The 21817-nt window shown below is 70.5% G+C and carries 16 protein-coding genes and 2 riboswitches; of the genes, 8 read left to right on the top strand and 8 right to left on the bottom strand.

Translation table 11 applies throughout. From position 1 onward, the window contains the following. Window positions 1-45: 45 nt before the first annotated feature. Genes R8Z57_RS00125 through R8Z57_RS00105 form a run of 5 tightly spaced genes read right to left on the bottom strand, consistent with a single transcriptional unit; the run spans window position 46 to window position 5972 of the window. Window positions 46-1200 (bottom strand): cysteine desulfurase family protein, encoded by a 1155-nt coding sequence (locus tag R8Z57_RS00125; protein ID WP_318352688.1) that lies wholly within the window; start codon window positions 1198-1200, stop codon window positions 46-48. Between the two features lie 22 nt (window positions 1201-1222). Further along, window positions 1223-2080, bottom strand: coding sequence for a carboxylating nicotinate-nucleotide diphosphorylase (gene nadC / locus R8Z57_RS00120; protein ID WP_318351737.1), 858 nt, complete (start codon window positions 2078-2080; stop codon window positions 1223-1225). Then, window positions 2074-3861, bottom strand: a complete 1788-nt coding sequence (gene nadB / locus R8Z57_RS00115; protein ID WP_318351736.1) for an L-aspartate oxidase — start codon at window positions 3859-3861, stop codon at window positions 2074-2076. Before nadB ends, nadC begins: the two co-directional genes overlap by 7 nt. Next, window positions 3858-5210 carry a quinolinate synthase NadA gene (nadA, locus tag R8Z57_RS00110; protein WP_318351735.1) on the bottom strand — a complete coding sequence of 451 codons (1353 nt, stop codon included), beginning with the start codon at window positions 5208-5210 and terminating at the stop codon, window positions 3858-3860. The genes nadB and nadA overlap by 4 nt, the downstream gene beginning before the upstream one ends. 24 nt (window positions 5211-5234) lie before the next feature. Beyond that, window positions 5235-5972, bottom strand: a complete 738-nt coding sequence (locus R8Z57_RS00105) for an NUDIX hydrolase (protein WP_378722269.1) — start codon at window positions 5970-5972, stop codon at window positions 5235-5237. 149 nt (window positions 5973-6121) lie between these two features. Between R8Z57_RS00105 and R8Z57_RS00100 the strand changes: the two genes are divergently transcribed. The 4 genes from R8Z57_RS00100 (at window position 6122) to gcvP (ending at window position 11954) form a co-directional block, all read left to right on the top strand. Next, window positions 6122-7294: a MarP family serine protease gene (locus R8Z57_RS00100; protein WP_318351733.1), complete on the top strand. Its 1173-nt coding sequence runs from the start codon at window positions 6122-6124 to the stop codon at window positions 7292-7294. 42 nt (window positions 7295-7336) lie between these two features. After that, window positions 7337-7433, top strand: a riboswitch (glycine riboswitch). Next, window positions 7434-7525, top strand: a riboswitch (glycine riboswitch). Window positions 7526-7570: 45 nt separating this feature from the next. Beyond that, the gene (gene gcvT, locus R8Z57_RS00095) at window positions 7571-8686 is read left to right on the top strand and encodes a glycine cleavage system aminomethyltransferase GcvT (protein ID WP_318351732.1); all 1116 of its coding nucleotides are present in this window, start codon (window positions 7571-7573) and stop codon (window positions 8684-8686) included. Next, the gene (gcvH, locus tag R8Z57_RS00090; protein WP_318351731.1) at window positions 8683-9066 is read left to right on the top strand and encodes a glycine cleavage system protein GcvH; all 384 of its coding nucleotides are present in this window, start codon (window positions 8683-8685) and stop codon (window positions 9064-9066) included. Before gcvT ends, gcvH begins: the two co-directional genes overlap by 4 nt. Continuing rightward, complete coding sequence (gcvP, locus tag R8Z57_RS00085) at window positions 9063-11954, top strand: aminomethyl-transferring glycine dehydrogenase (RefSeq protein WP_318351730.1); 2892 nt, start codon at window positions 9063-9065, stop codon at window positions 11952-11954. The genes gcvH and gcvP overlap by 4 nt, the downstream gene beginning before the upstream one ends. Window positions 11955-12231: 277 nt before the next feature. Here the strand turns inward: gcvP and R8Z57_RS00080 are convergent, their stop codons facing one another. Both R8Z57_RS00080 and R8Z57_RS00075 read right to left on the bottom strand, forming a co-directional pair. Beyond that, on the bottom strand, window positions 12232-13254 hold the full coding sequence (locus tag R8Z57_RS00080) for a hypothetical protein (protein ID WP_318351729.1): 1023 nt from the start codon (window positions 13252-13254) through the stop codon (window positions 12232-12234). Window positions 13255-13533: 279 nt separating this feature from the next. Continuing rightward, the gene (locus tag R8Z57_RS00075; protein ID WP_318351728.1) at window positions 13534-14391 is read right to left on the bottom strand and encodes a CPBP family intramembrane glutamic endopeptidase; all 858 of its coding nucleotides are present in this window, start codon (window positions 14389-14391) and stop codon (window positions 13534-13536) included. A 156-nt stretch (window positions 14392-14547) separates the two neighbouring features. Between R8Z57_RS00075 and R8Z57_RS00070 the strand changes: the two genes are divergently transcribed. The 3 genes from R8Z57_RS00070 to R8Z57_RS00060 all read left to right on the top strand — a co-directional run bounded on the left by R8Z57_RS00070 (window position 14548) and on the right by R8Z57_RS00060 (window position 19284). After that, window positions 14548-16401 carry an ABC transporter family substrate-binding protein gene (locus R8Z57_RS00070; RefSeq protein WP_318351727.1) on the top strand — a complete coding sequence of 618 codons (1854 nt, stop codon included), beginning with the start codon at window positions 14548-14550 and terminating at the stop codon, window positions 16399-16401. A 176-nt stretch (window positions 16402-16577) separates the two neighbouring features. After that, window positions 16578-18095 (top strand): ABC transporter permease subunit, encoded by a 1518-nt coding sequence (locus R8Z57_RS00065; RefSeq protein ID WP_318351726.1) that lies wholly within the window; start codon window positions 16578-16580, stop codon window positions 18093-18095. A 1-nt stretch (window position 18096) separates the two neighbouring features. Beyond that, complete coding sequence (locus R8Z57_RS00060; RefSeq protein ID WP_318351725.1) at window positions 18097-19284, top strand: ABC transporter permease; 1188 nt, start codon at window positions 18097-18099, stop codon at window positions 19282-19284. A gap of 7 nt (window positions 19285-19291) precedes the next feature. Here the strand turns inward: R8Z57_RS00060 and R8Z57_RS00055 are convergent, their stop codons facing one another. Beyond that, window positions 19292-19900 carry a PH domain-containing protein gene (locus R8Z57_RS00055; RefSeq protein ID WP_318351724.1) on the bottom strand — a complete coding sequence of 203 codons (609 nt, stop codon included), beginning with the start codon at window positions 19898-19900 and terminating at the stop codon, window positions 19292-19294. A 32-nt stretch (window positions 19901-19932) separates the two neighbouring features. Between R8Z57_RS00055 and R8Z57_RS00050 the strand changes: the two genes are divergently transcribed. Then, a complete protein-coding gene (locus R8Z57_RS00050; RefSeq protein ID WP_318351723.1) occupies window positions 19933-21738 on the top strand; it encodes an ABC transporter ATP-binding protein in 1806 nt (601 codons plus the stop codon). Window positions 21739-21817 lie beyond the last annotated feature (79 nt).

Genomic DNA, 21817 nt, shown 5'->3' with positions numbered 1-21817 from the left:
CCGATCCTAGGGGCGGATCGTCGCCCCGGCGCGCGGGGGTGCGCGTCAGCGACCGGGGTCGGCGACGGCGGCCACGGACGCCTCGACCGCGTCGGCGACGGCATCCAGCGGCGCGTTCAGCCAGCGCGGGAAGGTGAAGCGCACGGCGGTCTGTGCGATCTCGGAGGGGATCCCCATCGCGACGAGCACATGCGACGGCTCATCGCTGCCGGCGGCGCACGCCGAGCCGCTGGATGACACGACGCCGCGGCGCTCGAGCTCGAGCAGCACCGCCTCGCCGCTCGTCCCCGCGAACGTGAAGCTCGCCGTTCCCGGCAGGCGGTGCACCGGATCGCCGGTGAGTCGCGCGGCCGGGACGCGCTCGAGCACGCGTGCGATGAAGCGGTCGCGGAGTGCACTGACGCGGACGGATGCCTCCACCCGCTCGGCCTCGGCCAGCTCCAGCGCCGTCGCGAAGCCGACGGCACCGGCGACGTCCTCGGTGCCGCTGCGGCGTCCCCGTTCCTGCCCGCCCCCGTGCAGCAGCGGCTCGAGCGGGATGCGCCCGCGTACGCCGAGCACGCCGATGCCCTTAGGCGTGCCCAGCTTGTGCCCGGCGAGCGAGATCGCGTCGTAGCCGAGCTCTTCCGCCGACAGCGGAAGCCAGCCGGCCGCCTGCACGGCGTCGAGGTGCAGCGGCACGCGCTGTTCGCGCAACGCGGCGGTGATGGCCGCGACGTCCTGCACCGTGCCGACCTCGTTGTTGGCGTAGCCGATGCTCACCAGCGCGGTGTCGTCGCGCAGCGCGGCGGTCACGGCATCCGTCGACACGCGCCCGTGCTCGTCGACCGGCACGTGCGTCGCGGCGAAGCCGTGCACCCGCTCGAGGAACTCCACCGACTCGAGCACCGCCTCGTGCTCGATCGGGGTGGTGACCACGTGCGCGTGCCGGTCTGCGCGCCGCTGCGCCGCGGCGATCGCGATGCCCTTGATGGCCAGGTTGTCGGCCTCGGTGCCGCCCGACGTGAACACGATGTCGCCGGTGCGCAGACCCAGCACGCGTGCCACGCGAGCGCGCGCGTCGGCGAGGCCCTCGGCGGCGGCCTCGCCGACCGAGTGATGGCTCGAGGCATTGCCGTACCAGCGCGTGAGGTACGGCATCATCGCCTCGAGCACTTCGGGGCGCACCGGTGTGGTCGCGGCGTTGTCGAGGTACAGCATGCTCACGGGTGGCTCCTCGGGGTCAGGCGACGTCGATGCGGACGTCCAGGCCCAGGTCCAGTGCGCGCGCCGAGTGCGTGAGGGCGCCGACCGAGATGACGTCGACGCCGGTCTCGGCGATGGCACGGACCGTCTCGAGCGACACCCCGCCCGAGGCCTCCACGGTCGCTCGTCCGCCGACCTGGGCGACGCCGGCGCGGAGCTCGTCGAGGGAGAAGTTGTCGAGCATGATCGTGCCGATCCCGGCCGCGAGGACGGGCTCGATCTGGTCGATGCGGTCGACCTCCACCTCGATGTGCGCCGTGTGCGGCAGCAGGTCCTTCGCGGCCAGGAGCGCGGCCGTGGGCGAGACGCCCTTCTGCGCGAGGACGGCCAGGTGGTTGTCCTTGGCCATGACGGCATCCGACAGCGAGTGCCGGTGGTTGCGGCCGCCGCCGTCGCGGACGGCCTTGCGCTCGAACGCGCGCAGCCCGGGGGTCGTCTTGCGCGTGTCGGCGATGCGCGCGCCGGTGTGCGCCACCTCGGCGACATAGGCGCCCGTGAGCGTGGCGATGCCCGACATGCGCTGGACGAAGTTCAGGCCGATGCGCTCCGCGGTGAGCACCCCGCGGGCGGGGCCGGTGACGACCGCGAGCACCGCGCCGGGCTCGAACCACTCGCCGTCTTCGACGACGAGCTGCACGTCGATCGTCGGGTCGGTGAGCCGGAAGGCTGCGGCGAAGACCTCGCCGCCCGAGAAGACCCCGCGTTCGCGGGCGACCAGGTCGGCACGCGCGACCGCGTTCTCGGGGATGAGCGCCTCGCTCGTGAGGTCGCCCCAGGGCGCATCCTCCTCGAGGGCGGCGGCGACGGTGCGGTCGATGACGGCTCGGGTCAGCATGCGAGTGCCTCCTTCGAGAGCTCGGTCTCGGCGGAACTCCACGGATCCGGTGCAGACGTCGCCGGATCTGCTGACGCGGTGGTCAAGGCATCCGGATTCCGTGGAGTTCGGCCGGCGCCGTCGTCGGAGCGGAAATGCGCGCCGACCGACGCGCGGCGCGCCCGCGCCGCGGCGACGAGGTGGGCGCCGACGAGCAGCAGGTTCTCGTCCTCGTAGTCGTGCTCGGTGGCAGGAGTCCGCTGCTGCGCACGCCAGGCCGCGATGACCGCGGCCGCGTGCGCGAGCCCGGCATCGTCGCGCACCAGTCCGGCGTGCTCCCACAGCAGCTCCTGCAGCGCCTCCCGCGTGAACTCCGGCGCGACGACGCCAGGATCCCCGTGCCCCGCGGTCACAGATGGCGAAACCGTCGCCTCCCCGGCCGCGCTTCGGGCCTGCGGAACAGCGTGACCCGCCGCCTCCGCCGTCGCGAGGTGCGGATCGCCGTGGGGGGAGATCGCGCTTCGCGACCCTGGAGCGGAGGGGACGGAGGGCCAGGATCCGGATGCCGCATCCGCCGCGATCGCGTCGCCCGCACGGGCTCCGAACACCGCGCCCTCGAGCAGCGAGTTCGACGCGAGGCGATTGGCGCCGTGCACGCCGGTGCGGGCGACCTCGCCCACCGCGTAGAGGCCGGGAAGCGTGGTGCGGCCGCACAGATCGGTCGCGACCCCGCCCATGAGGTAGTGCGCGGCCGGTGTCACCGGAATGGGCTCTCGCGCCCAATCGAGGCCGCGATCGCGCACCGCGCGGTCGATGGTGGGGAACCGCCGCGCGAGGAACGCGGCGCGCTCGCGGACGTCGGCGGAGTGGATGCCGGTCGCGTCGAGGTGCACCGGCCGACCGCCCTGTGACTCCATCTGCTGCGCGATCGCGCGGGCGACGATGTCGCGCGGCGCGAGCTCGCCGTCCGGGTGCGCATCGAACGCGAATCGGCGGCCGTGCTCGTCCACGAGAGTCGCGCCTTCGCCGCGCACCGCCTCCGACACCAGGAACGCCTCGCCCACGGCGAGGACCGTCGGATGGAACTGGAAGAACTCGAGATCGGCGACCTCGGCACCGGACCGGATCGCGGCGGCGATGCCGTCGCCGGTCGCCACGGTCGGATTGGTCGAGTGCGCGTACAGCTCGCCCGCGCCGCCGGTCGCGAGCACGACCGCGTCGGCCCGGAGGATCACGCGGCGGCCGGGTTCGGCATCCGCTTCTCCCACGAGCAGCTCCACACCGCGTACGCGCTCGCCCGCCACGTCGAGGTTCAGGAGGAAGGCGTGCTCGATGACCTCCACGTCGCTCGCGCGCAGCCGCGCGACGAGGGCCTTCTCGATCGCGGTGCCCGTGGCGTCGCCGCCGGCGTGCAGGATGCGCGGATAGGAGTGCGCCGCCTCGAGCCCCTTCACGAAGCCGCCCGCGGCGTCGCGGTCGAAGGCGACGCCGAGCTCGATGAGCTCGCGGATGCGGGCGGGGCCCTCCTCGGCGAGCACGCGCACCGCGTCGGGGTCGCTCAGACCCGCGCCCGCGACGAGGGTGTCGTGGATGTGGTCGTCGATGCGGTCGTCGCCGAACATGACCCCGGCGATGCCGCCCTGCGCGTAGCGCGTGTTGGCGTGCTCCAGCACGTCCTTCGTCACGAGCGTGACGCGGCAGCCCCGCTCGACCGCGTGCAGGGCGACGGTGAGACCCGCGATGCCCGAGCCGACGACCACCGCGTGCACCGGCGTCACCCCGCCGCGCGCGCGAACGGTCATGACGCGTTCTCCCACGCGGCCGCCGGCGCTGCCGGAGGCTTGGCGGCGAGCATGCGCTCGAGCGCAAGCCGGGCGGGGTCGGCGACGTCGCGCGGGACCGTGATGCGGTTGCGCACCTCGCCGTCGACGAGCCCCTCGAGCACCCATGCGAGGTAGCCGGGGTGGATGCGGTACATCGTCGAGCAGGGGCACACCACCGGATCGAGGCAGAAGATCGTGTGCTGCGGGTGCTCGGCGGCCAGGCGCTGCACCAGGTTGACCTCGGTGCCGATCGCGAACGTCGTCGGCTCGGTCGCCGCTTCGATCGCCTTGCGGATGTAGTCGGTGGAGCCCGCCTCGTCGGCGGCGTCGACGACCTCCATCGGGCACTCCGGGTGCACGATCACGCGCACCCCGGGGTGCTCGGCGCGCGCCTGGTCGATCTGGGCGACCGAGAAGCGGCGATGCACGGAGCAGAAGCCGTGCCACAGGATGACGCGGGCGTCGGTCAGGGCCTCCTCCGACGAGCCGCCCAGGGGACGGCGCGGATTCCACATCGGCATCTGCTCGAGCGGCACGCCCATCGCCTTGGCCGTGTTGCGGCCGAGGTGCTGGTCGGGGAAGAACAGCACCCGGCGGCCCCGCGCGAACGCCCATTCCAGCACGGTGCGCGCGTTGGACGACGTGCACACGATGCCGCCGTGCCGGCCCACGAAGCCCTTGATGGCGGCCGAGGAGTTCATGTACGTGACCGGGATGACCGGCACGAGGCCGTCCTCGTCGACGGCGTCCATGTCGCCGTAGACGTCGGCCAGCTGCTCCCAGCACTCCTCGACCTGGTCGATGTCGGCCATGTCGGCCATCGAGCAGCCGGCCGCGAGGTTGGGGAGGATCACGGCCTGCTCGGGGCGCGACAGCAGATCGGCGGTCTCGGCCATGAAGTGCACGCCGCAGAACACGATGGCCTCGGCATCCGGGTGCTCGAGGGCGGCGTTCGCGAGCTGGAACGAGTCGCCCACGTAGTCGGCGTGCACCACCACCTCTTCGCGCTGGTAGAAGTGCCCGAGCACCACGACGCGCTCGCCGAGGGTCGCCTTGGCCGCGCGGATGCGCGCGTCGAGCTCGGCCTCGGACGCCTCGCGGTACTCCCGCGGCAGCTCGCCCTGGCGCGGCGACCCCGTGGGGATCACGTCGCCCATCGACGAGCCCGGGCCGTAGCCGGGACGCGTGTCGAAGTCCCACGGGCCGGCGGCCAGATCGGTGTTGCATGTCTCGCCCGTCGTCGCGCCGGCGACGATCGCCTGGATGGCGTGGTCGACGGACGCATCGAGGTCGGGCCGGGGCTGAAGGGTGATGTTCACGGCGGACATGGCGTGTGCTTTCGTTCGGGCGGATCAGTCGCGGTCGCCGAGCGGGCCGCGATCGGCGAGCTCGACGTCCTGGTTGTAGCGGTACAGCCGCGCGGGGCGGTGGCTGCCGGTGCGGAAGCGGTCGGTCGGGATGAGGGTTCCGGAGTTCTCGACCTGGCGGCGGAAGTTCGCGGGGTCCAGGCGGCGCCCGAGGATGGCCTCGTACACCTCGCGCAGCTCGGCGAGGGTGAACTCGTCGGCGAGCAGGCCGTGCGCGATGCGGCTGTAGCCCACCTTGTTGCGCAGCCGCCACAGCGCGTAGTCGACGATCTCGTTGTGGTCGAAGGCGAGCCGCGGGAGGGTGGCGGCGTCGAACCACTGGACGTTCTCGCGCTGGTCGGCGCTGTCGAGCTCGGTCGAGACGTCGTCGGCGCGCAGCAGCGCCCAGTAGACGATCGACACGACGCGCGTGGGGGAGCGGTCGACGGCTCCGAACGCGTACAGCTGCTCGAGATAGCTCGGTGCCAGCCCGGTCGTCTCGGAGAGGGTGCGGGATGCCGCGGCCACCAGGCTCTCGCTGACATCCAGCCATCCGCCCGGGAGGGCCCACTGGCCTTCGTGGGGATCGCGCGTGCGCCGCACCAGAGGGAGCGCGACCCGGACGTCATCGGAGCCGGGGAGGCGCCGGAGCGTGAAGATCACCGTCGAAACGGCGACGCGCGTGGGATCGCCCTCCGTCGACGGGGGACGGGGCCTCAGGGTGGTTGGCGGTGTTCTGGTCATGGTGACTCTAACTCTCGCTCCGATCATAGTGTCATGATGACCAGAAGCCAAACGCACGTCGTCATGTTCCACGGCGACGCGGTGTCGGGGCCGTCTCCCAGGCTCGGTGCGTAGCCTGTCCTGACGCGCCGGAGAGGGACGGAGGGGCGATGATCGTCGTCGACGTGATCGTCGTGCTCCTTCTCGTCGGTGCTCTCGTCGCCGGCATCCAGCGCGGGTTCTTCGCCAGCATCGGCACCCTCGCCGGGCTCGCCGCGGGCGCGGTGGCCGCGTTCTGGCTCACCCCGCTGGTGAGCGCGTGGGTCCCGTCCCCGGTCTGGCGCGGCCCGGCCGTGCTCCTCACCGCGATCGGCCTCGTGTTCGGCGGCGCCGCGCTGGGCGCCGCGATCGGCGGCGCGCTGCGCTCCGGAGCCGACCGGCTGAAGCTCCGCGGTCTCGAGCGCTTCCTGGGCGGCATCGCGTCGGTGGTCGCCGCGATCCTCGCGCTGGCGCTGGTCACCCCCGCGATCGCCGTGGCCGGCATCCCCGTGATCTCCTCGGCCGTGGCTTCATCGTCGCTGCTGCGCGGGATCGAGGCCGCCACGCCCGATCCGGTCGCGGCCGCGCTCGCCGAGCTGCGGGGAGCGGTGCTCGACGACGGCCTGCCCGGTCTCGGGGTGCTGCTCGGGCCCGGTACGGCCGAGCCCGCGCCCCCGGTGGCCCTGGACGATCCCGACCTGCAGCGGGCTGCGGCATCCGTCGCCCGCGTCTCGGGCAACGCGTACGCCTGCGGCCGCGGATCGTCGGGCACCGGATTCGTCATCGCGGAGGACCGCGTCGTGACCAACGCGCACGTGGTGGCGGGCGTCGACACGCCCATCGTCGAGCTTCCCGGCGTGGCGGCGCGCGAGGGGCGCATCGTGTACTTCGACCCGGTCGACGACCTCGCCGTGATCGCCGTCGACGACCTCGGCGCGGCCGCCCTGCCCGTCTCGCCGACGCTGGCGGCCGGTGAGGCGGCGGTGGTGCAGGGCTACCCCTACGGCGGCCCGTTCACGATGGTCTCGGCCGGCGTGACGTCGGTGGGCACCGCGACGGTGCCCGACGTCTACGACGACTCGTGGAACCCGCGCGAGATCTATGCGCTCCAGGCGACCGTGCGGCCGGGTAACTCCGGAGGACCGCTGCTCACCGGCGACGGCGAGGTCGCGGGCGTCGTCTTCGCCCGCGCCGAGGACGACGAGAACCTGGGCTACGCGATGACCATGGCCGAGCTCACGCCGGTGGCCGAGCGCGCACCGTCGCTCGGCGACACCGTGTCGTCGGGGGCATGCGTCGCCTGAGCGGCACGCCGGGTATGCTGGCTCCGCAAGTCAATACGGCCCATCACCCGGGCGGGAGAGCCTCGGCAGCGTCATAGCCGGGCACCGAAGGAGCAAGCCTCCCCGCCAATCTCTCAGGTACGCGTACCGTCCGGGCAGGCCGACTCTGGAGAGTGACGTTCGCGTCCGCCGAAGGAGAAAGCCGGATGCCGCATCCGGCGAAGCTCTCAGGCCCATGACAGAGGGGGAGTTCACAGGCGCCGATCGGCGTCTGCCCGTCCGCGACCGGGAGAACTCATGACAGAACTCCGCACGACTGCTCTGCACGACCGCCACGAGGCGCTCGGCGCCTCCTTCACCGACTTCGGCGGCTGGCTCATGCCGGTGCGCTATACCTCGGATCTCGCCGAGCACCACGCGGTGCGCACGGCGGCGGGACTCTTCGACATCTCGCACATGGCCGAGTTCCGGGTGACCGGCGCGCAGGCCGCCGCGTTCCTCGACTACGCGCTCGCCGGCGCCATCTCGCCGATGAAGAGCGGCAAGGCGAAGTACTCGCTGGTGCTCGCCGAGTCGGGCGGCATCGTCGACGACGTGATCGTCTACCGCCTCGCCGAGGACCGCTTCCTCGTGATCGCGAACGCCGGGAACCGGGATGCCGTCGCCACGGCGCTCGCCGCGCGCGTGGGCGCCTTCGACGTCGAGGTCGAGGATCAGACCGACGAGCTCGCGCTGATCGCGGTGCAGGGACCGGTCGCGCGCGCGGTGGTGGAGGCGACGGCCGGCATCGCGGACGTCGAACCGTCGTTCGCCGACCTCGGGTACTACGCCTGGTCGGAGGGCACGTTCCAGGGAGAACCCCTCTTCGTCGCGCGCACCGGGTACACCGGGGAGGACGGCTTCGAGCTGCTCGTGCCGAACGCCTCCGCTCCCGCGCTGTGGGACGCGCTGCTGGCCGCGGGGGAGCCGCTGGGCCTCGTGGCGGCGGGGCTCGCCGCTCGCGACACGCTGCGCCTGGAGGCCGGGATGCCGCTCTACGGTCACGAGCTGTCGCTCGACGTCGTGCCGGCGCAGGCGGGGCTCGGCCGCGTGGTCGCGACGGGCAAGGAGGACTTCGTCGGCAAGGACGGCCTCGCCGGCTCCGCCCCCGACGCCCCCGTGCTGGTCGGCCTCGCCTCGGAAGGGCGCCGCGCCGGTCGCGCCGGCTACGCCGTCTTCGACGGCGCTGACGCCGAGGCGCCGGTCGGAGAGGTCACGAGCGGTGCGCTCAGCCCGACGCTCGGGCATCCTGTCGCCATGGCGTTCGTCTCGCCCGCCGCCGCCGAGCCCGGCACGCAGCTCTTCATCGATGTCCGGGGGACCCGCATCCCGGCGACCGTCACCGCCCTGCCCTTCTACCGGAGGAACTCATGACCGATCTCACCGCCCTCAAGTACACCGCCGAGCACGAGTGGGTCGCCCTGGACGGCGACACCGCGACCGTCGGCATCACCGCGTACGCCGCCGACAAGCTCGGCGACGTGGTCTTCGTCGAGCTGCCGGCCGTGGGCAGCTCGGTGACCGCCGCCACCGTGGTCGGCGAGATCGAGTCGACCAAGTCGGTCGGCGAGCTCTACGCGCCGCTGACCGGCGAGGTCGTGGCCGTCAACGACGCGGTCGTCGACGACCCGTCGCTCGTCAACGCCGACCCCTTCGGCGCGGGCTGGCTGGTGAAGATCACGGTCGACCCGGCCGCGGTCGAGAGGCTGCTCGATCGCGACGCCTACATCTCGCTCACGGGCGGCGCCGAATGACGGGTCTGTTCGCCGAGCGCCACATCGGGACGGATGCCGCAGCCCAGCGCACGATGCTCCAGGCCCTGGGCTACGACAGCGTCGACGCCCTCGTCGAGGCGGCGGTCCCGGCATCCATCCATGCCCAGCCGCGCGCCACGAGCGACATCCCGCCCGCGGCGACCGAGGCCGAGGCGCTCGCCGAGCTGCGCGTGCTCGCGTCGCAGAACCGCACGGCTCGTCCCATGATCGGCCTCGGCTACTACGACACGCTCACCCCTTCGGTGATCGCGCGGAACGTTCTCGAGAACCCCTCGTGGTACACGGCCTACACGCCGTACCAGCCCGAGATCTCGCAGGGACGTCTCGAGGCCCTCATCAACTTCCAGACCATGGTCACCGACCTGACCGGGCTCGCCACGGCGAACGCGTCGATGCTCGACGAGTCGACCGCCGCGGTCGAGGGCATGCTCGTCGCCCGCCGCGGCTCGAAGTCCGCGTCGAACGTGTTCGTGGTCGACGCCGACGCCCTGCCGCAGACGAAGGCGCTGCTCGCCCACCGCGCGGCGGCGGTCGGCATCGAGCTGCTCGAGCTCGACCTCGCCCACGGTGCCACGCTCCCCGATGAGCTGTTCGGCGTGCTCGTGCAGTACCCGGGCGCCTCGGGCAACGTGTGGGATCCGTCCGGCGTCGTGGACGCCGCGCACATCGCAGGCGGCCTCGTGGTCGCGGCCGCCGACATCCTCGCGCTCACGCTGCTGCGCTCGCCGGGCTCGTTCGGCGCCGACGTCGCCGTGGGCTCGACCCAGCGCTTCGGGGTGCCGCTCGGCTTCGGCGGCCCGCACGCCGGCTACATGGCGGTCCGCCAGGGGCTCGAGCGTCAGCTGCCGGGCCGCCTCGTCGGCGTCTCGCAGGACGCCGCCGGTCACCCCGCCTACCGCCTCGCGCTCCAGACGCGCGAGCAGCACATCCGCCGGGAGAAGGCGACCTCCAACATCTGCACGTCGCAGGTGCTGCTGGCTGTCATGGCGTCCATGTACGCGGTGTATCACGGCCCGGAGGGGCTTCGCGCGATCGCCACCGACGTGGCTCGCAAGGCCGAGGCTCTCGCCGAACGGCTGCGGTCGTATGGCCTCTCCCTGCGGTCGGACTCCTTCTTCGACACCATCCGCGTGGCCACGCCCGGCGCGTCGCGCCGCGTCATCGAGCGCGCCCGCGAGCGCGGCTACCAGCTGTTCTGGGCCGACGACGCGACGGTCGGCGTCTCGGTCGACGAGACGACGACCGCCGACGACCTCGCCGCCGTGGCCTGGGCCTTCGGCCTGCCCGAGGGCGAGTTCCTCGGTGCGGGTGAGCAGGGCGAGCGAGTGCTCTCCTTCGCGGATGCCGAAGCGCTCGCCGGCGTGCCCTCCGAGCTGCGCCGGGTCGAGGAGTTCCTCACCCACCCGGTGTTCAACACGCACCGCTCCGAGACGGCGATGATGCGCTACCTCAAGCAGCTGTCGGACCGCGACTACGCGCTGGATCGCGGCATGATCCCGCTCGGCTCGTGCACGATGAAGTTGAACGCCGCGACCGAGATGGCGGCGGTCTCGTGGCCGGAGTTCTCGCGCGTGCACCCGTTCGCGCCCGAGGCGGACGTGCACGGCTACCTCGCCCTGATCGAGCAGCTCGAGGTGTGGCTCGCGGAGGTCACGGGCTACGACGCGGTCTCGCTGCAGCCGAACGCCGGCTCGCAGGGCGAGCTCGCGGGGCTCATGGCGATCCGCGGTTACCACCGCGCGAACGGCGACCTCGAGCGCACCGTCTGCCTCATCCCGTCGTCGGCGCACGGCACGAACGCGGCCTCGGCCGTGCTCGCGGGCATGCGCGTCGTCGTCGTGGCGTGCGACGAGGCGGGCAACGTCGACCTCGACGACCTGCGCGCGAAGATCGCGGCCCACGCCGACGAACTGGCCGCGCTCATGATCACGTACCCGTCGACCCACGGCGTGTACGAGCACGACGTGCTCGACATCACCCAGGCCGTGCACGACGCCGGCGGACAGGTCTACGTCGACGGTGCCAACCTCAACGCGCTCCTGGGCTATGCGCGCTTCGGCGACCTGGGCGGCGACGTCTCGCACCTGAACCTGCACAAGACGTTCGCGATCCCGCACGGGGGCGGCGGCCCGGGCGTCGGACCCGTCGCGGCGAAGGCGCACCTGGCGCCGTACCTGCCGAGCCACCCGTTCTCGCAGCGGCGGGACCACGCCGGCGGCGTCTTCGACGGGGGACCCATCTCGGCCGCACCGCACGGGTCTGCCGGCATCCTTCCCATCTCCTGGGCGTATGTGCGCATGATGGGCGCGGAGGGCCTGCGGGCGGCGACCGCCGCGGCGGTGCTCGCCGCGAACTACATCGCGTACCGCCTGCGCGACCACTATCCGGTGCTCTACACCGGCGAGGGCGGGCTGGTCGCCCACGAGTGCATCCTCGACCTGCGACCGCTGCGCGAGGCGACCGGTGTGACGGTCGACGACGTCGCCAAGCGCCTGATCGACTACGGCTTCCACGCCCCGACGATGTCGTTCCCCGTCGCGGGCACGCTCATGGTCGAGCCGACCGAGTCGGAGGACCTCGCCGAGATCGAGCGGTTCATCGAGGCGATGATCGCGATCAAGGCCGAGGCCGACCGCGTGGCCGCGGGGGAGTGGCCCCAGGGCGACAACCCGCTGGTGAACGCCCCGCACACGGCGGAGTCGGTCGTCGCCGGCTCGTGGGATCACCCCTACACGCGCGAGACCGCGGTGTACCCGGTGCACGCGCTCGTGCGGACCAAGTACTGGCCGCCGGTCCGCCGCATCGACCAGGCCTACGGCGACCGCAACCTCGTGTGCGCCTGCCCGCCGATCGAGGCGTTCGCCTGAGCCTCGCGCCTCGCTGAGCAGAGGAGGGACGGATGCCGGTGGCCCCGGCATCCGTCCCTCCTCTCGTTCGTGCGGCCCGCGCCTGCGCGACGTTCTGCGCCCGTTCGCCTGCGGTGGCCGCCCGGCCGCCGTCCCGCCGGCCGCGGGCCGCGGGCCCGTCGCCCCGCCGTCCCGCCGTCCCGCCGTCCCGCCGTCCCGCGGCCCGCCCCGCCCCGCTCGAATCCGCGAGAGTACACCTGGTGGACGAGAGGTAGGGAACCAACCAACACCTCGGCGATCAGCTGTACTCTCGCGGTCTCAGCGGACCTGAGGCGGCGTGGGTGCGCCGACGAGGTGGTGCGAGCGAGGTCAGCGAGCGACGGAGCGAGTAGAGGCGTGCGGTCTGCTCGGGCGCGATCGCCCGAAGACCTGCGCCGGTGAGGATGTCTCGCAACGGGGTGATTGCGGTCACATCGCTCCACCCCCAATGAGCGACCGCGCGGAGGTGGGTTCGCAGCCTCCTGTCCCGGAGCGACTGGCGGCGCAGCACGTCACGAGGATCGCCGTATCGCCCGTCGAACTTGAGGTCGCCGTCGGCTTCGCCGCCGAGCCCGACCTGCTTCCAGACGAAGTCGCTGCGATCCTCCTTGCCGGAGGATCGGAAGACGACCTGGAGTTCGGGCGCGGGGAAGCCGAGCCACTCGATCACTGCGCGACTGACGGCTTCGATCGCCGTCTCGGACCGGGCGGACGCGCGAGCGAGCGGCCACCGTGCGAGGGCGCGACCGCGGCTGCTGACGCGGGCTTCGTTGATCAGCAGCAGGCGCTCGGCGGTCGACTCCGTTTCGATCCGCAGCGCAGCGTCTGCCATTGCCAGGCCGATCGCCGGGTGCCGTAGGCGGGCGAGATCCACTGCGGTGTCTTCCGGCGACGTCATGGCGAGACCGCCGAGCTCCACGATCGTCCTATCCTCACTCGAGCGATGCGCGCGGACACCCGCAATGAGCCGCGAGGCGCACCGTGCGGGCACCAGGATGTGAACATCGACGGGGTCGCCGAAGACCGGCATGCCCAGGAGCGCAGCAGCGGACTCCAGACAGAAGATCGCGTCCGGGTGGATGAGCGCCGCAGCGTGGACGCGTGCAAGATATCTGTCCCACGGCGGCAGTGACTTCCACGCGGGCGCGGAGGCATACACGCCATGGCGGACCTTGACCAGAACGCCCTTGGCTACGCTGCGTTCTGGGTGCGGCGTGTCGCTGTGGCGGAGCAAGGCCAGGGGACTCGGTCTTGCAGTTCGAGCGACAGTGACCAGCGGCATCCGTCCACCATCCTCGAGTCGCGCGCCCAGCGGACACGGGACAGCACTTTCTGTGGACCGCGCGCATCCTCCCGCCGTTGTGGAGGAACACGCGAGTTCTTCCGAACCCGCGTCTTGGCGCCTCCCCGCAGCACCTGGGTCGGCGAGAGTGCAGCTGGTGGACGAGAGGTAGGGAACCAACCAGCATCTGGGCGACCAGCTGTACTCTCGCCGGAGTGGCGGCGGCGGGGCGGGCCGGGTGGAGAGACGGATGCCGCGGGCCCGGGCATCCGGGACGGGTCAGGCCGACGGCGTGGGGGTCGGGGTCGGGGTCGGGGTGGGGACCGGGGCGAACACGCCGGGCCAGAGCGCCACCGCCAGCGGATAGCCGACGAAGGCCACGATGTCGAGGAGGGTATGGGCGATCACGAGCGGCATCACGCGGCCCCAGCGCCGGTAGCACCAGCCGAAGACGACGCCCATCACGAAGTTGCCGACGATCGCGCCGAAGCCCTGATACGCGTGATAGGCGGCGCGCAGCGCGGCGCTCGAGAGGATGATGGTCCAGTCGTTCCAGCCCAGGCGCCGCAGGCGGTCGAAGAGGTAGCCGATGAAGATGACCTCCTCGGTCAGCCCCGCGCGCAGCGCCGAGAGCACGAGCAGCGGCACCGTCCACCAGGCGGCGTCGAGCGGCGAGGCGACGACGGCCACCGTGATCCCGAGCGCGCGCCCCGCCGCATAGAGCGCGAGACCCGGCACGCCGATGACGGCGGCGAGCAGGATGCCTCGTCCGAGGTCGCCGCCGAACCGTGAGAAGTCGAGGCCGATGCGGCGCAGCGCATTGCTGCCGGGCTCCCACAGCAGGTAGACCACCAGCGCCACGAGCGACAGCGCGAAGAACACCGAGAGCAGCTGGTACGCGGCATCCCACAGCGCCTGCGTGTCACGCGACGGATTGACCTGCGTCTGCTGCTGGCCGAGGGGGACGGGAGCGAGAAGACGCCGCACGAGGGAGAGCACGGAATACAGCGCCGACTGCCCGACCGTTACCGCCAGGACGATCGAGATCTCCCACGTGAGTCGCCGCCGCTCGTAGCGATCGGCGGGCGCAAGAGTAGTGGATTCCCTACGGCCGAGGGGAGGGGTCCGGGGCGTCATCTTGTCAGATTGTCACACTTGTTCGCGGTTGAGTTAAGGGTGTGTAACGTTTTGGTCGATCGTTTTGACCATCTCATACACCGTGCTTATCGTTTTCTCATCCGCGCGCCCGTCCCCCCAGCGGACGGATGCGCATGACCCTGCACAGGAGGAACAGTGAGAATTAAGCGCATCTCGGCTGCGGTGGCACTCGCCGCTGCCGGCGCACTGGTGATCTCGGGGTGCGCCCCCGGCGGTGGTGCGGACGACAGCGCCGACGACTCCGGTCTCGTCGAAGGTTCGTCGATCACTGCGGCGTGGAACCAGGCGTTCTACTCGATGAACGGCAACTCGTCGTTCGGCAACGCGACCGCGAACAACAACATCAACTACTTGGTGCTCGACGGTTTCAACTACTACGACAACACCCCGAAGCTGGTGAAGAACGACTCGTTCGGCTCGTACGAGCTCGTCAGCGAGGACCCGCTGACGGTGAAGTACACCGTCGCCGAGGGCAAGAAGTGGTCGGACGGCACCGAGATCGACGCAGCCGACCTGATGCTGCACTGGGCCGCACTGTCGCGTGCCCTCGACACGCCTGACTTCGACCCGGCCGAGTACACCGACCCGGAGACCGGCGAGTTCACCGACGCGTTCCCCACCGACGTCGTCTACTTCGACTCCGGTGCCACCGAGGGCTCGCAGTTCGGCCTCGTCACGCAGACGCCGGAGATCGGCGACGACGGACGCTCGATCACGATGACCTACGACAGCCCGTACGTCGACTGGGAGGTCGCCTACGGCACGATGGGCGAGATCCTGCCCGCGCACATCATCGCGAAGAAGTCGCTCGGCATCGACGACAACGCCGAGGCCAAGCAGGCGGTCCTCGACGCCATCGAGAGCGACGACGCCGAGGCGCTCGCTTCCCTCTCGGCGTTCTGGAACAACGGCTTCAACTTCACCGAGATGCCGTCGGACCTCGAGCTCGTCACGGCGAGCGGCCCGTACATGATCAGCGACTTCGAGGCCGACCAGTTCGTCACGCTCACCGCGAACCCCGAGTACACGGGTGACAACACGCCGAACATCGAAGAGGTCACGATCCGCTTCATCCCCGACCCGCTCGCCGCAGTGCAGGCGCTCGAGAACGGTGAAGTCGACGTCATCCAGCCGCAGGCGACCGCCGACATCACCACGGCGCTCGAGGGCATCGAGGGCATCACGGTCGCGACCGGCGTCGGTGGCACCTACGAGCACGTCGACCTGCAGATGGCCAACGCGCGCAACCCCGAGAACATCTTCTCGAACCCGGACGTGCGTCAGGCGTTCATGATGACGATCCCGCGTCAGGAGATCCTCGACACCCTGATCAAGCCGATCATCGGTGACGACGCCATCCTGCGCGACTCGTACATCTTCGTCCCGGGCGCCGAGGGCTACGACGAGTCGGTCGCGAACAACGGCTCGGCCGAGTACGCCGAGGTCGACATCGAGGGTGCCAAGGCTCTCCTCGCCGGTGCCGGCATCAGCAACCCCGAGGTCTGCATCCTCTACGCGTCGAACAACCCGCGCCGTGTGAACGAGTTCGCGCTCATCCAGGCGTCGGCCAACCAGGCCGGCTTCAACGTCACCGACTGCGGTTCGACCGACTGGGGCGGGCTGCTCGGCACGCCGGGCGCCTACGACGCGTCGCTGTTCGGCTGGCAGTCGACCTCGCTCAGCGTGACCGACTGGACGGCGAACTTCGTCACCGGCGGCATCAACAACCTGAGCTTCTACTCGAACCCGCGCATCGACGAGATCTCGCAGGAGATCTCGGGCGAGTTCGACCCGGCTGCTCAGCAGGAGCTGATGATGGAAGCCGACAAGATCCTCTGGGAGGACTTCTTCGGCCCGACCATCTACCAGTTCCCCGAGGTCACCGCGATCAGCGACCGTGTGGAGGGCATCGACTCGTCGATCCTCGCTCCCACGATCTTCTGGAACACGTGGGACTGGGCTGTGACGGACGGCGGCTCGGAGGAGTGATCGTCGTACGGTAGTCGCCCGGGCTCCGGCCCGGATGATCACCGAGGTGGGGTGCAGGTCACCAAGGGGACCTGCACCCCACCGCGTTAGACTCCTCTCAGTGACGGATCTCGAGGCCGGCATCGTCGCCTGCCTCTTCTTCTGTGCTGATTGATCGATTGGCAGGCGGCCAGACCATGGCTTCATTCATCATTCGGCGATTGATCGCATCGATCTTCGTGCTCTTCGCCGCGACCTTCCTGATGTACATGCTCGTGTCCTTCTCGGGTGATCCCCTCCAGGACCTCCGTGAGAGCAGTGCACCCAACAAGGCCGAGCTCATCGAAGCTCGCACCAAGCTCCTCAACCTCGACGTCCCGCCGCCGCTGCGCTACTTCCTGTGGCTCGGCGCGCTGTTCCGCGGCGACTTCGGCGTCAGCATCCAGAACCAGTCCGTGAACGCACTGCTGGGCAACGCGATCACGGCCACCCTGACGCTCGTGACCACGGCGACCGTCGTCGCCATCGTCCTCGGCATCACAGTCGGCATCGTGTCGGCGCTGCGCCAGTACACCGGGTTCGACTACGGGGTGACGCTGCTGTCGTTCCTGTTCTTCTCGCTCCCCATCTTCTGGGTGGCCGTGCTCCTCAAGCAGTACGGCGCGATCCAGCTCAACAACTGGCTGGGCGACCCGGTCATCTCCGTCCCGGTGATCATCGGGCTGTCGGTGCTCGCCGGCCTGATCTGGATGTCGCTCATCGGCGGCAGATGGCGGCGACGCCTCATCGTCTTCGGCGTCTCCGCCGTGGCGACCGGCGCGGTCCTCGCCTTCCTCTCGGCCACCGAGTGGTTCGCCGACCCGAGCATCGGCATCGTGGTCTACGCCTTCCTCGCCGTCGGCGTGGCCGTCGGCGTGACGGCGATCTCGGCCGGCCTGCGCAACCGCAAGGCCCTGTACGCCTCGCTGATCGTCGCGGCGGTCGGCATCGCCCTGTACACGCCGATGATGAACTACATCCTCAACGGGATGACGATGTGGGTGTTCCTCCTGCTCGCCGTGGGCGCCGTCGTCGTCTCGGGCGCCATCGGCTGGTTCATGGGCGCGCCCGATCGGGCGCCGGTCGTCCGCACGACGGCGATCACCGGATTCCTCGTCGCGGCCTTCATCGCCCTCGACAAGTACATGTCGTACTGGCAGGCCTACGCGAACTCCAGCCGCGTCCGCGGCCGCCCGATCGCGACGGTGGGTTCTTCGACGCCCGGGCTCGGCGGCAACTTCTGGGTGCAGGGCATCGACCTCTTCACCCACCTCCTGCTGCCGACGATCGCCATCATCCTCATCTCGTTCGCCAGCTACACGCGCTACTCGCGCGCGAGCCTCCTCGAGGTGATGAACCAGGACTACATCCGCACGGCCCGCGCCAAGGGCCTCACGCAGCGCACCGTCGTCGTGCGCCACGCGTTCCGCAACGCGCTGATCCCGATCACGACGATCATCGCGTTCGACGTGGGCGCCATCATCGGCGGTGCGGTCGTGACTGAGACGGTGTTCGGCTGGACCGGCATGGGGCGTCTCTTCGTCGACGCGCTCGACGTGGGAGATCCCAACCCTGTGATGGCGTTCTTCGTCGTGACCGGCACCCTGGCCGTCCTGTTCAACCTGATCGCGGACCTCGTGTACGCCGCGCTCGACCCGAGAATCAAGGTGGGCTGACATGAGCACCACAACTGAGAACGAGATCGACTCCCGCGAGAGCGAAGCCAAGGCCGAGGTCTCCATCGAGCAGAAGGAGACCGAGGGCCTCAGCCAGGGGCAGATCGTCCGCCGGCGCTTCTTCCGCCACCGCGCCGCGCTCACCTCGATCATCGTCCTGGGACTGATCGTCATCCTCGCCTTCACCTCCGTGGGCGTGAACCTCTGGGGTCTGCGCATCCCGGGCTGGTGGCAGTACTCGTGGGACGAGATCCCGACGAAGATCAACAACGGCGTCCCGACCCTGAGCCTGTGGCCGCTGCAGTTCGGCGACCACCCCTTCGGGCAGGACGAGGTCGGCCGCGACATCTTCGCGGTCGTGATGCGCGGTACGCAGCAGTCGATCATGGTGATGGTCATCGCCGGTGTGGTCGCCACGATCATCGGCGTCGTCATCGGCGCGATCGCCGGCTACTACGGCAAGGTGACCGACTCGGTGCTGATGCGATTCACCGACATCATCATCACGATCCCGCTGATCGTCATCGGCTCGGTGCTCGGCAACATCTTCGGCAGCCTCGGTGCGGCCGTGCTCGGTGTCGTGATCGGCCTCTTCGCATGGACGACGATGGCGCGACTGGTGCGAGGAGAGTTCCTCACGCTGCGCGAACGCGAGTTCGTCGACGCCGCCCGGGTGTCGGGCGCGCGGGATCGCCGCATCATCTTCCGCCACATCCTGCCGAACTCCGTGGGCGTCATCGTCGTGAACGCGACGCTGCTCATGGCCGGAGCGATCCTCCTGGAGTCGTCGCTGAGCTTCCTCGGCTTCGGCGTCCAGTCGCCCGACACCTCGCTCGGCAAGATCATCTCCGAGAACCAGGCCGCGTTCTCCACGCGCCCCTGGCTGTTCTGGTGGCCCGGCATCTTCATCATCGTGATCGCGCTGTGCGTCAACTTCATCGGCGACGGTCTGCGGGATGCCTTCGACCCGCGTCAGAAGAAGATGCCGAGCGAGCGCGCCATGGCGCGCGCCGGTCACGCGAGCGGGCCGGTCGCGCCCGCCGTCGACACGACGCCGTCGACCGACGCGCACATGGTGGACGTGGGGATCCAGACCGCGTACACCGGCGACGACATCGTGAACTTCAACGATCCTCGTCGCGAACAGCCCGGCGACGTGCAGCACAAGCCGCTCGACCCGGAGCGGTGACGTGCTGCTAGACCACCGATCCGATCACCGTGGCGGCGCCCAGCGCCGCCACGGTGGCGATGGTCGCCCAGTGCCACGTCTGCGTCGAAGCCTCGGGGTCCACTCCGCTGGCGAACGCCCCGGAGTCGCGCAGGCGCTCCCAGCGGCCGCGGATGAGCTGCGCGAGGTTGCCGCTCGGCGTCGTCAGGGCATCGGCCGGACGCAGTTCGCCGACCGGTCCGCGCGCGGTCTCTCCGACTCCGTCGAAATCCTTCGCGGCCATGCCCATGGTGCGATGACGGCCCGGCGCGGGAGCGGCCCACACCGGCACGCGACCCTCGGCGGTGTGCAGCGTCAGGGAGTAGCGCGTATCGATGGCGGTGATCGCCGGCCACGGCACGAAGCGCGTGCGCAGCACGTTCTCGACGGTGATGCCGTGCTCCTGCACGAGAAGGCTCGGTCGCCAGAAGAGGGCCCAGGCCAGCACCGCGACCAGGAGGACCGGCCACACATAGCGCACGGCGTCAGCGGGTTCGGTGAGGAACAGCGCGACGATCCCCAGTGCGCACACCACGACGGTCACGACAGCGAGGACGCGCCCGAAGACGGGTCGATAGCGGATCTCCTGGAACGACATGACTTCAAGCTTTGCAGATAGGACACCAGCGAATGACTGACACCACGCGTCCGACGTCCCGGACCGCACCCGCCCACGAGGAGTCTTCCGAGACGATCCTCGCGGTCGAGAACCTGGGAGTCGAGTTCTGGGTGGAAGGCGAGTTCTACCCGGCCGCCATCGACATGAACTACCAGGTCCGCCGCGGCGAGGTGCTGGCCATCGTCGGCGAGTCGGGCTCGGGCAAGAGCACCAGCTCGATGGCGCTGCTCGGGCTCCTTCCCGAGAACTCGCGCGTCACCGGCTCTATCAAGCTGCTCGGTCGCGAGCTCCGCGGCGTCGACGACGCCACGCTCCGATCGCTGCGCGGCAACGAGATCGCCGTCATCTTCCAGGAGCCCATGACGGCTCTCAACCCGGTCTACACGGTGGGCTTCCAGATCATCGAGGCGCTGCGCTCGCACGATCGCAGCCTCGCGCCGAGCGAGGCGAAGGAGAAGGCCATCGAGCTTCTCCGCATGGTCGAGATGCCGAACCCGGAGCAGTCCTTCCACAAGTACCCGCACCAGCTGTCGGGCGGCCAGCGTCAGCGTGCGATGATCGCGCAGTCGATCTCGTGCGACCCGCTGCTGCTGATCGCCGACGAGCCGACCACGGCACTGGACGTGACGGTGCAGGCGGAAGTCCTCGATCTCCTCCGCAACCTCCACAAGCGCCTCGACTCGGCGATCATCCTCATCACGCACGACATGGGTGTGGTGGCGGACCTCGCCGACCGCATCATGGTGATGAAGAACGGCGTCGTGGTCGAGTCGGGGTCGGTGGACAAGATCTTCCACGCCCCGGAGCACCCGTACACCCAGCAGCTCCTCGCCTCGGTGCCCCACCTCGGGCTCGGCGTGCTCGAGGAGGCGGAACCTGGCCCCGCCGAGGTCGCCACCGAGACCTCTACGGTCCCGTCGGTCTCGTCGATCCGCGAGCGCGCCAGCGATGCGGCCGACGAGGTCGTGGAGACCCGCGCACCGGTGCTCGCCTTCGAGGACGTCGCGATCGACTACCCGAAGCGCGGCCGCATCCCGGCCTTCCGCGCGGCCGAGCACATCGATCTCGCGATCTACCCCGGCGAGATCGTGGGCCTGGTGGGGGAGTCCGGCTCCGGAAAGACCACTCTCGGGCGCGCGGCGATCGGCCTCCTGCCCATCGCGGAGGGCAAGCTCACGACCGTCGGCACCGACATCTCCCACGCGTCGCAGAAGGACCTGTTCGCGATCCGCCGCAAGACCGGCATCGTCTTCCAGGACCCGGCGTCGTCGCTGAACCCGCGCATGCCGATCGGCCAGTCGATCGGCGAGCCGATCCTGCTCGCGGGGCTGGCCAAGGGCAAGGATCTCGACAAGCGCGTGGAGGGCCTGCTCAGCCAGGTGGAGCTTCCCGCGTCGTACCGCAACCGCTTCCCGCACGAGCTCTCGGGCGGCCAGCGCCAGCGCGTCGGCATCGCGCGCGCCCTGGCGCTCGCGCCGGAGCTGCTCGTCGCCGACGAGCCGACCTCGGCGCTCGACGTGTCGGTCCAGGCGCGGTTCCTCGACCTGCTGCAGGAGCTGCAGCAGGAGCTGCAGTTCGCCTGCCTCTTCATCAGCCACGACCTCGCGGTGGTCGACATCCTGTCGCACCGCATCGCGGTGATGCACCACGGCAAGCTCGTGGAGGCCGGCACGCGCGACGAGATCCTGCGCGGGGCCAAGGACCCGTACACGCAACGACTCATCGCCGCAGTCCCCGTGCCGAACCCCGCCGAGCAGAAGCTGCGTCGCGAGGCCCGCGCCGCGCTGCTGCAGCGGTCGGGCTCCGCGGCGAGCTGATCGCCGGCGTCGCACCTCACCGACGCGCGAGCCGCACGCACCATCGCCCGTGTCGCGCCGTCCCGATGCCCCGGGACGG

Source organism: Microbacterium sp. M3 (assembly GCF_033548675.1).
Lineage (GTDB): Bacteria > Actinomycetota > Actinomycetes > Actinomycetales > Microbacteriaceae > Microbacterium > Microbacterium arthrosphaerae.
This window is presented reverse-complemented; position numbering and strand designations above follow the sequence as displayed.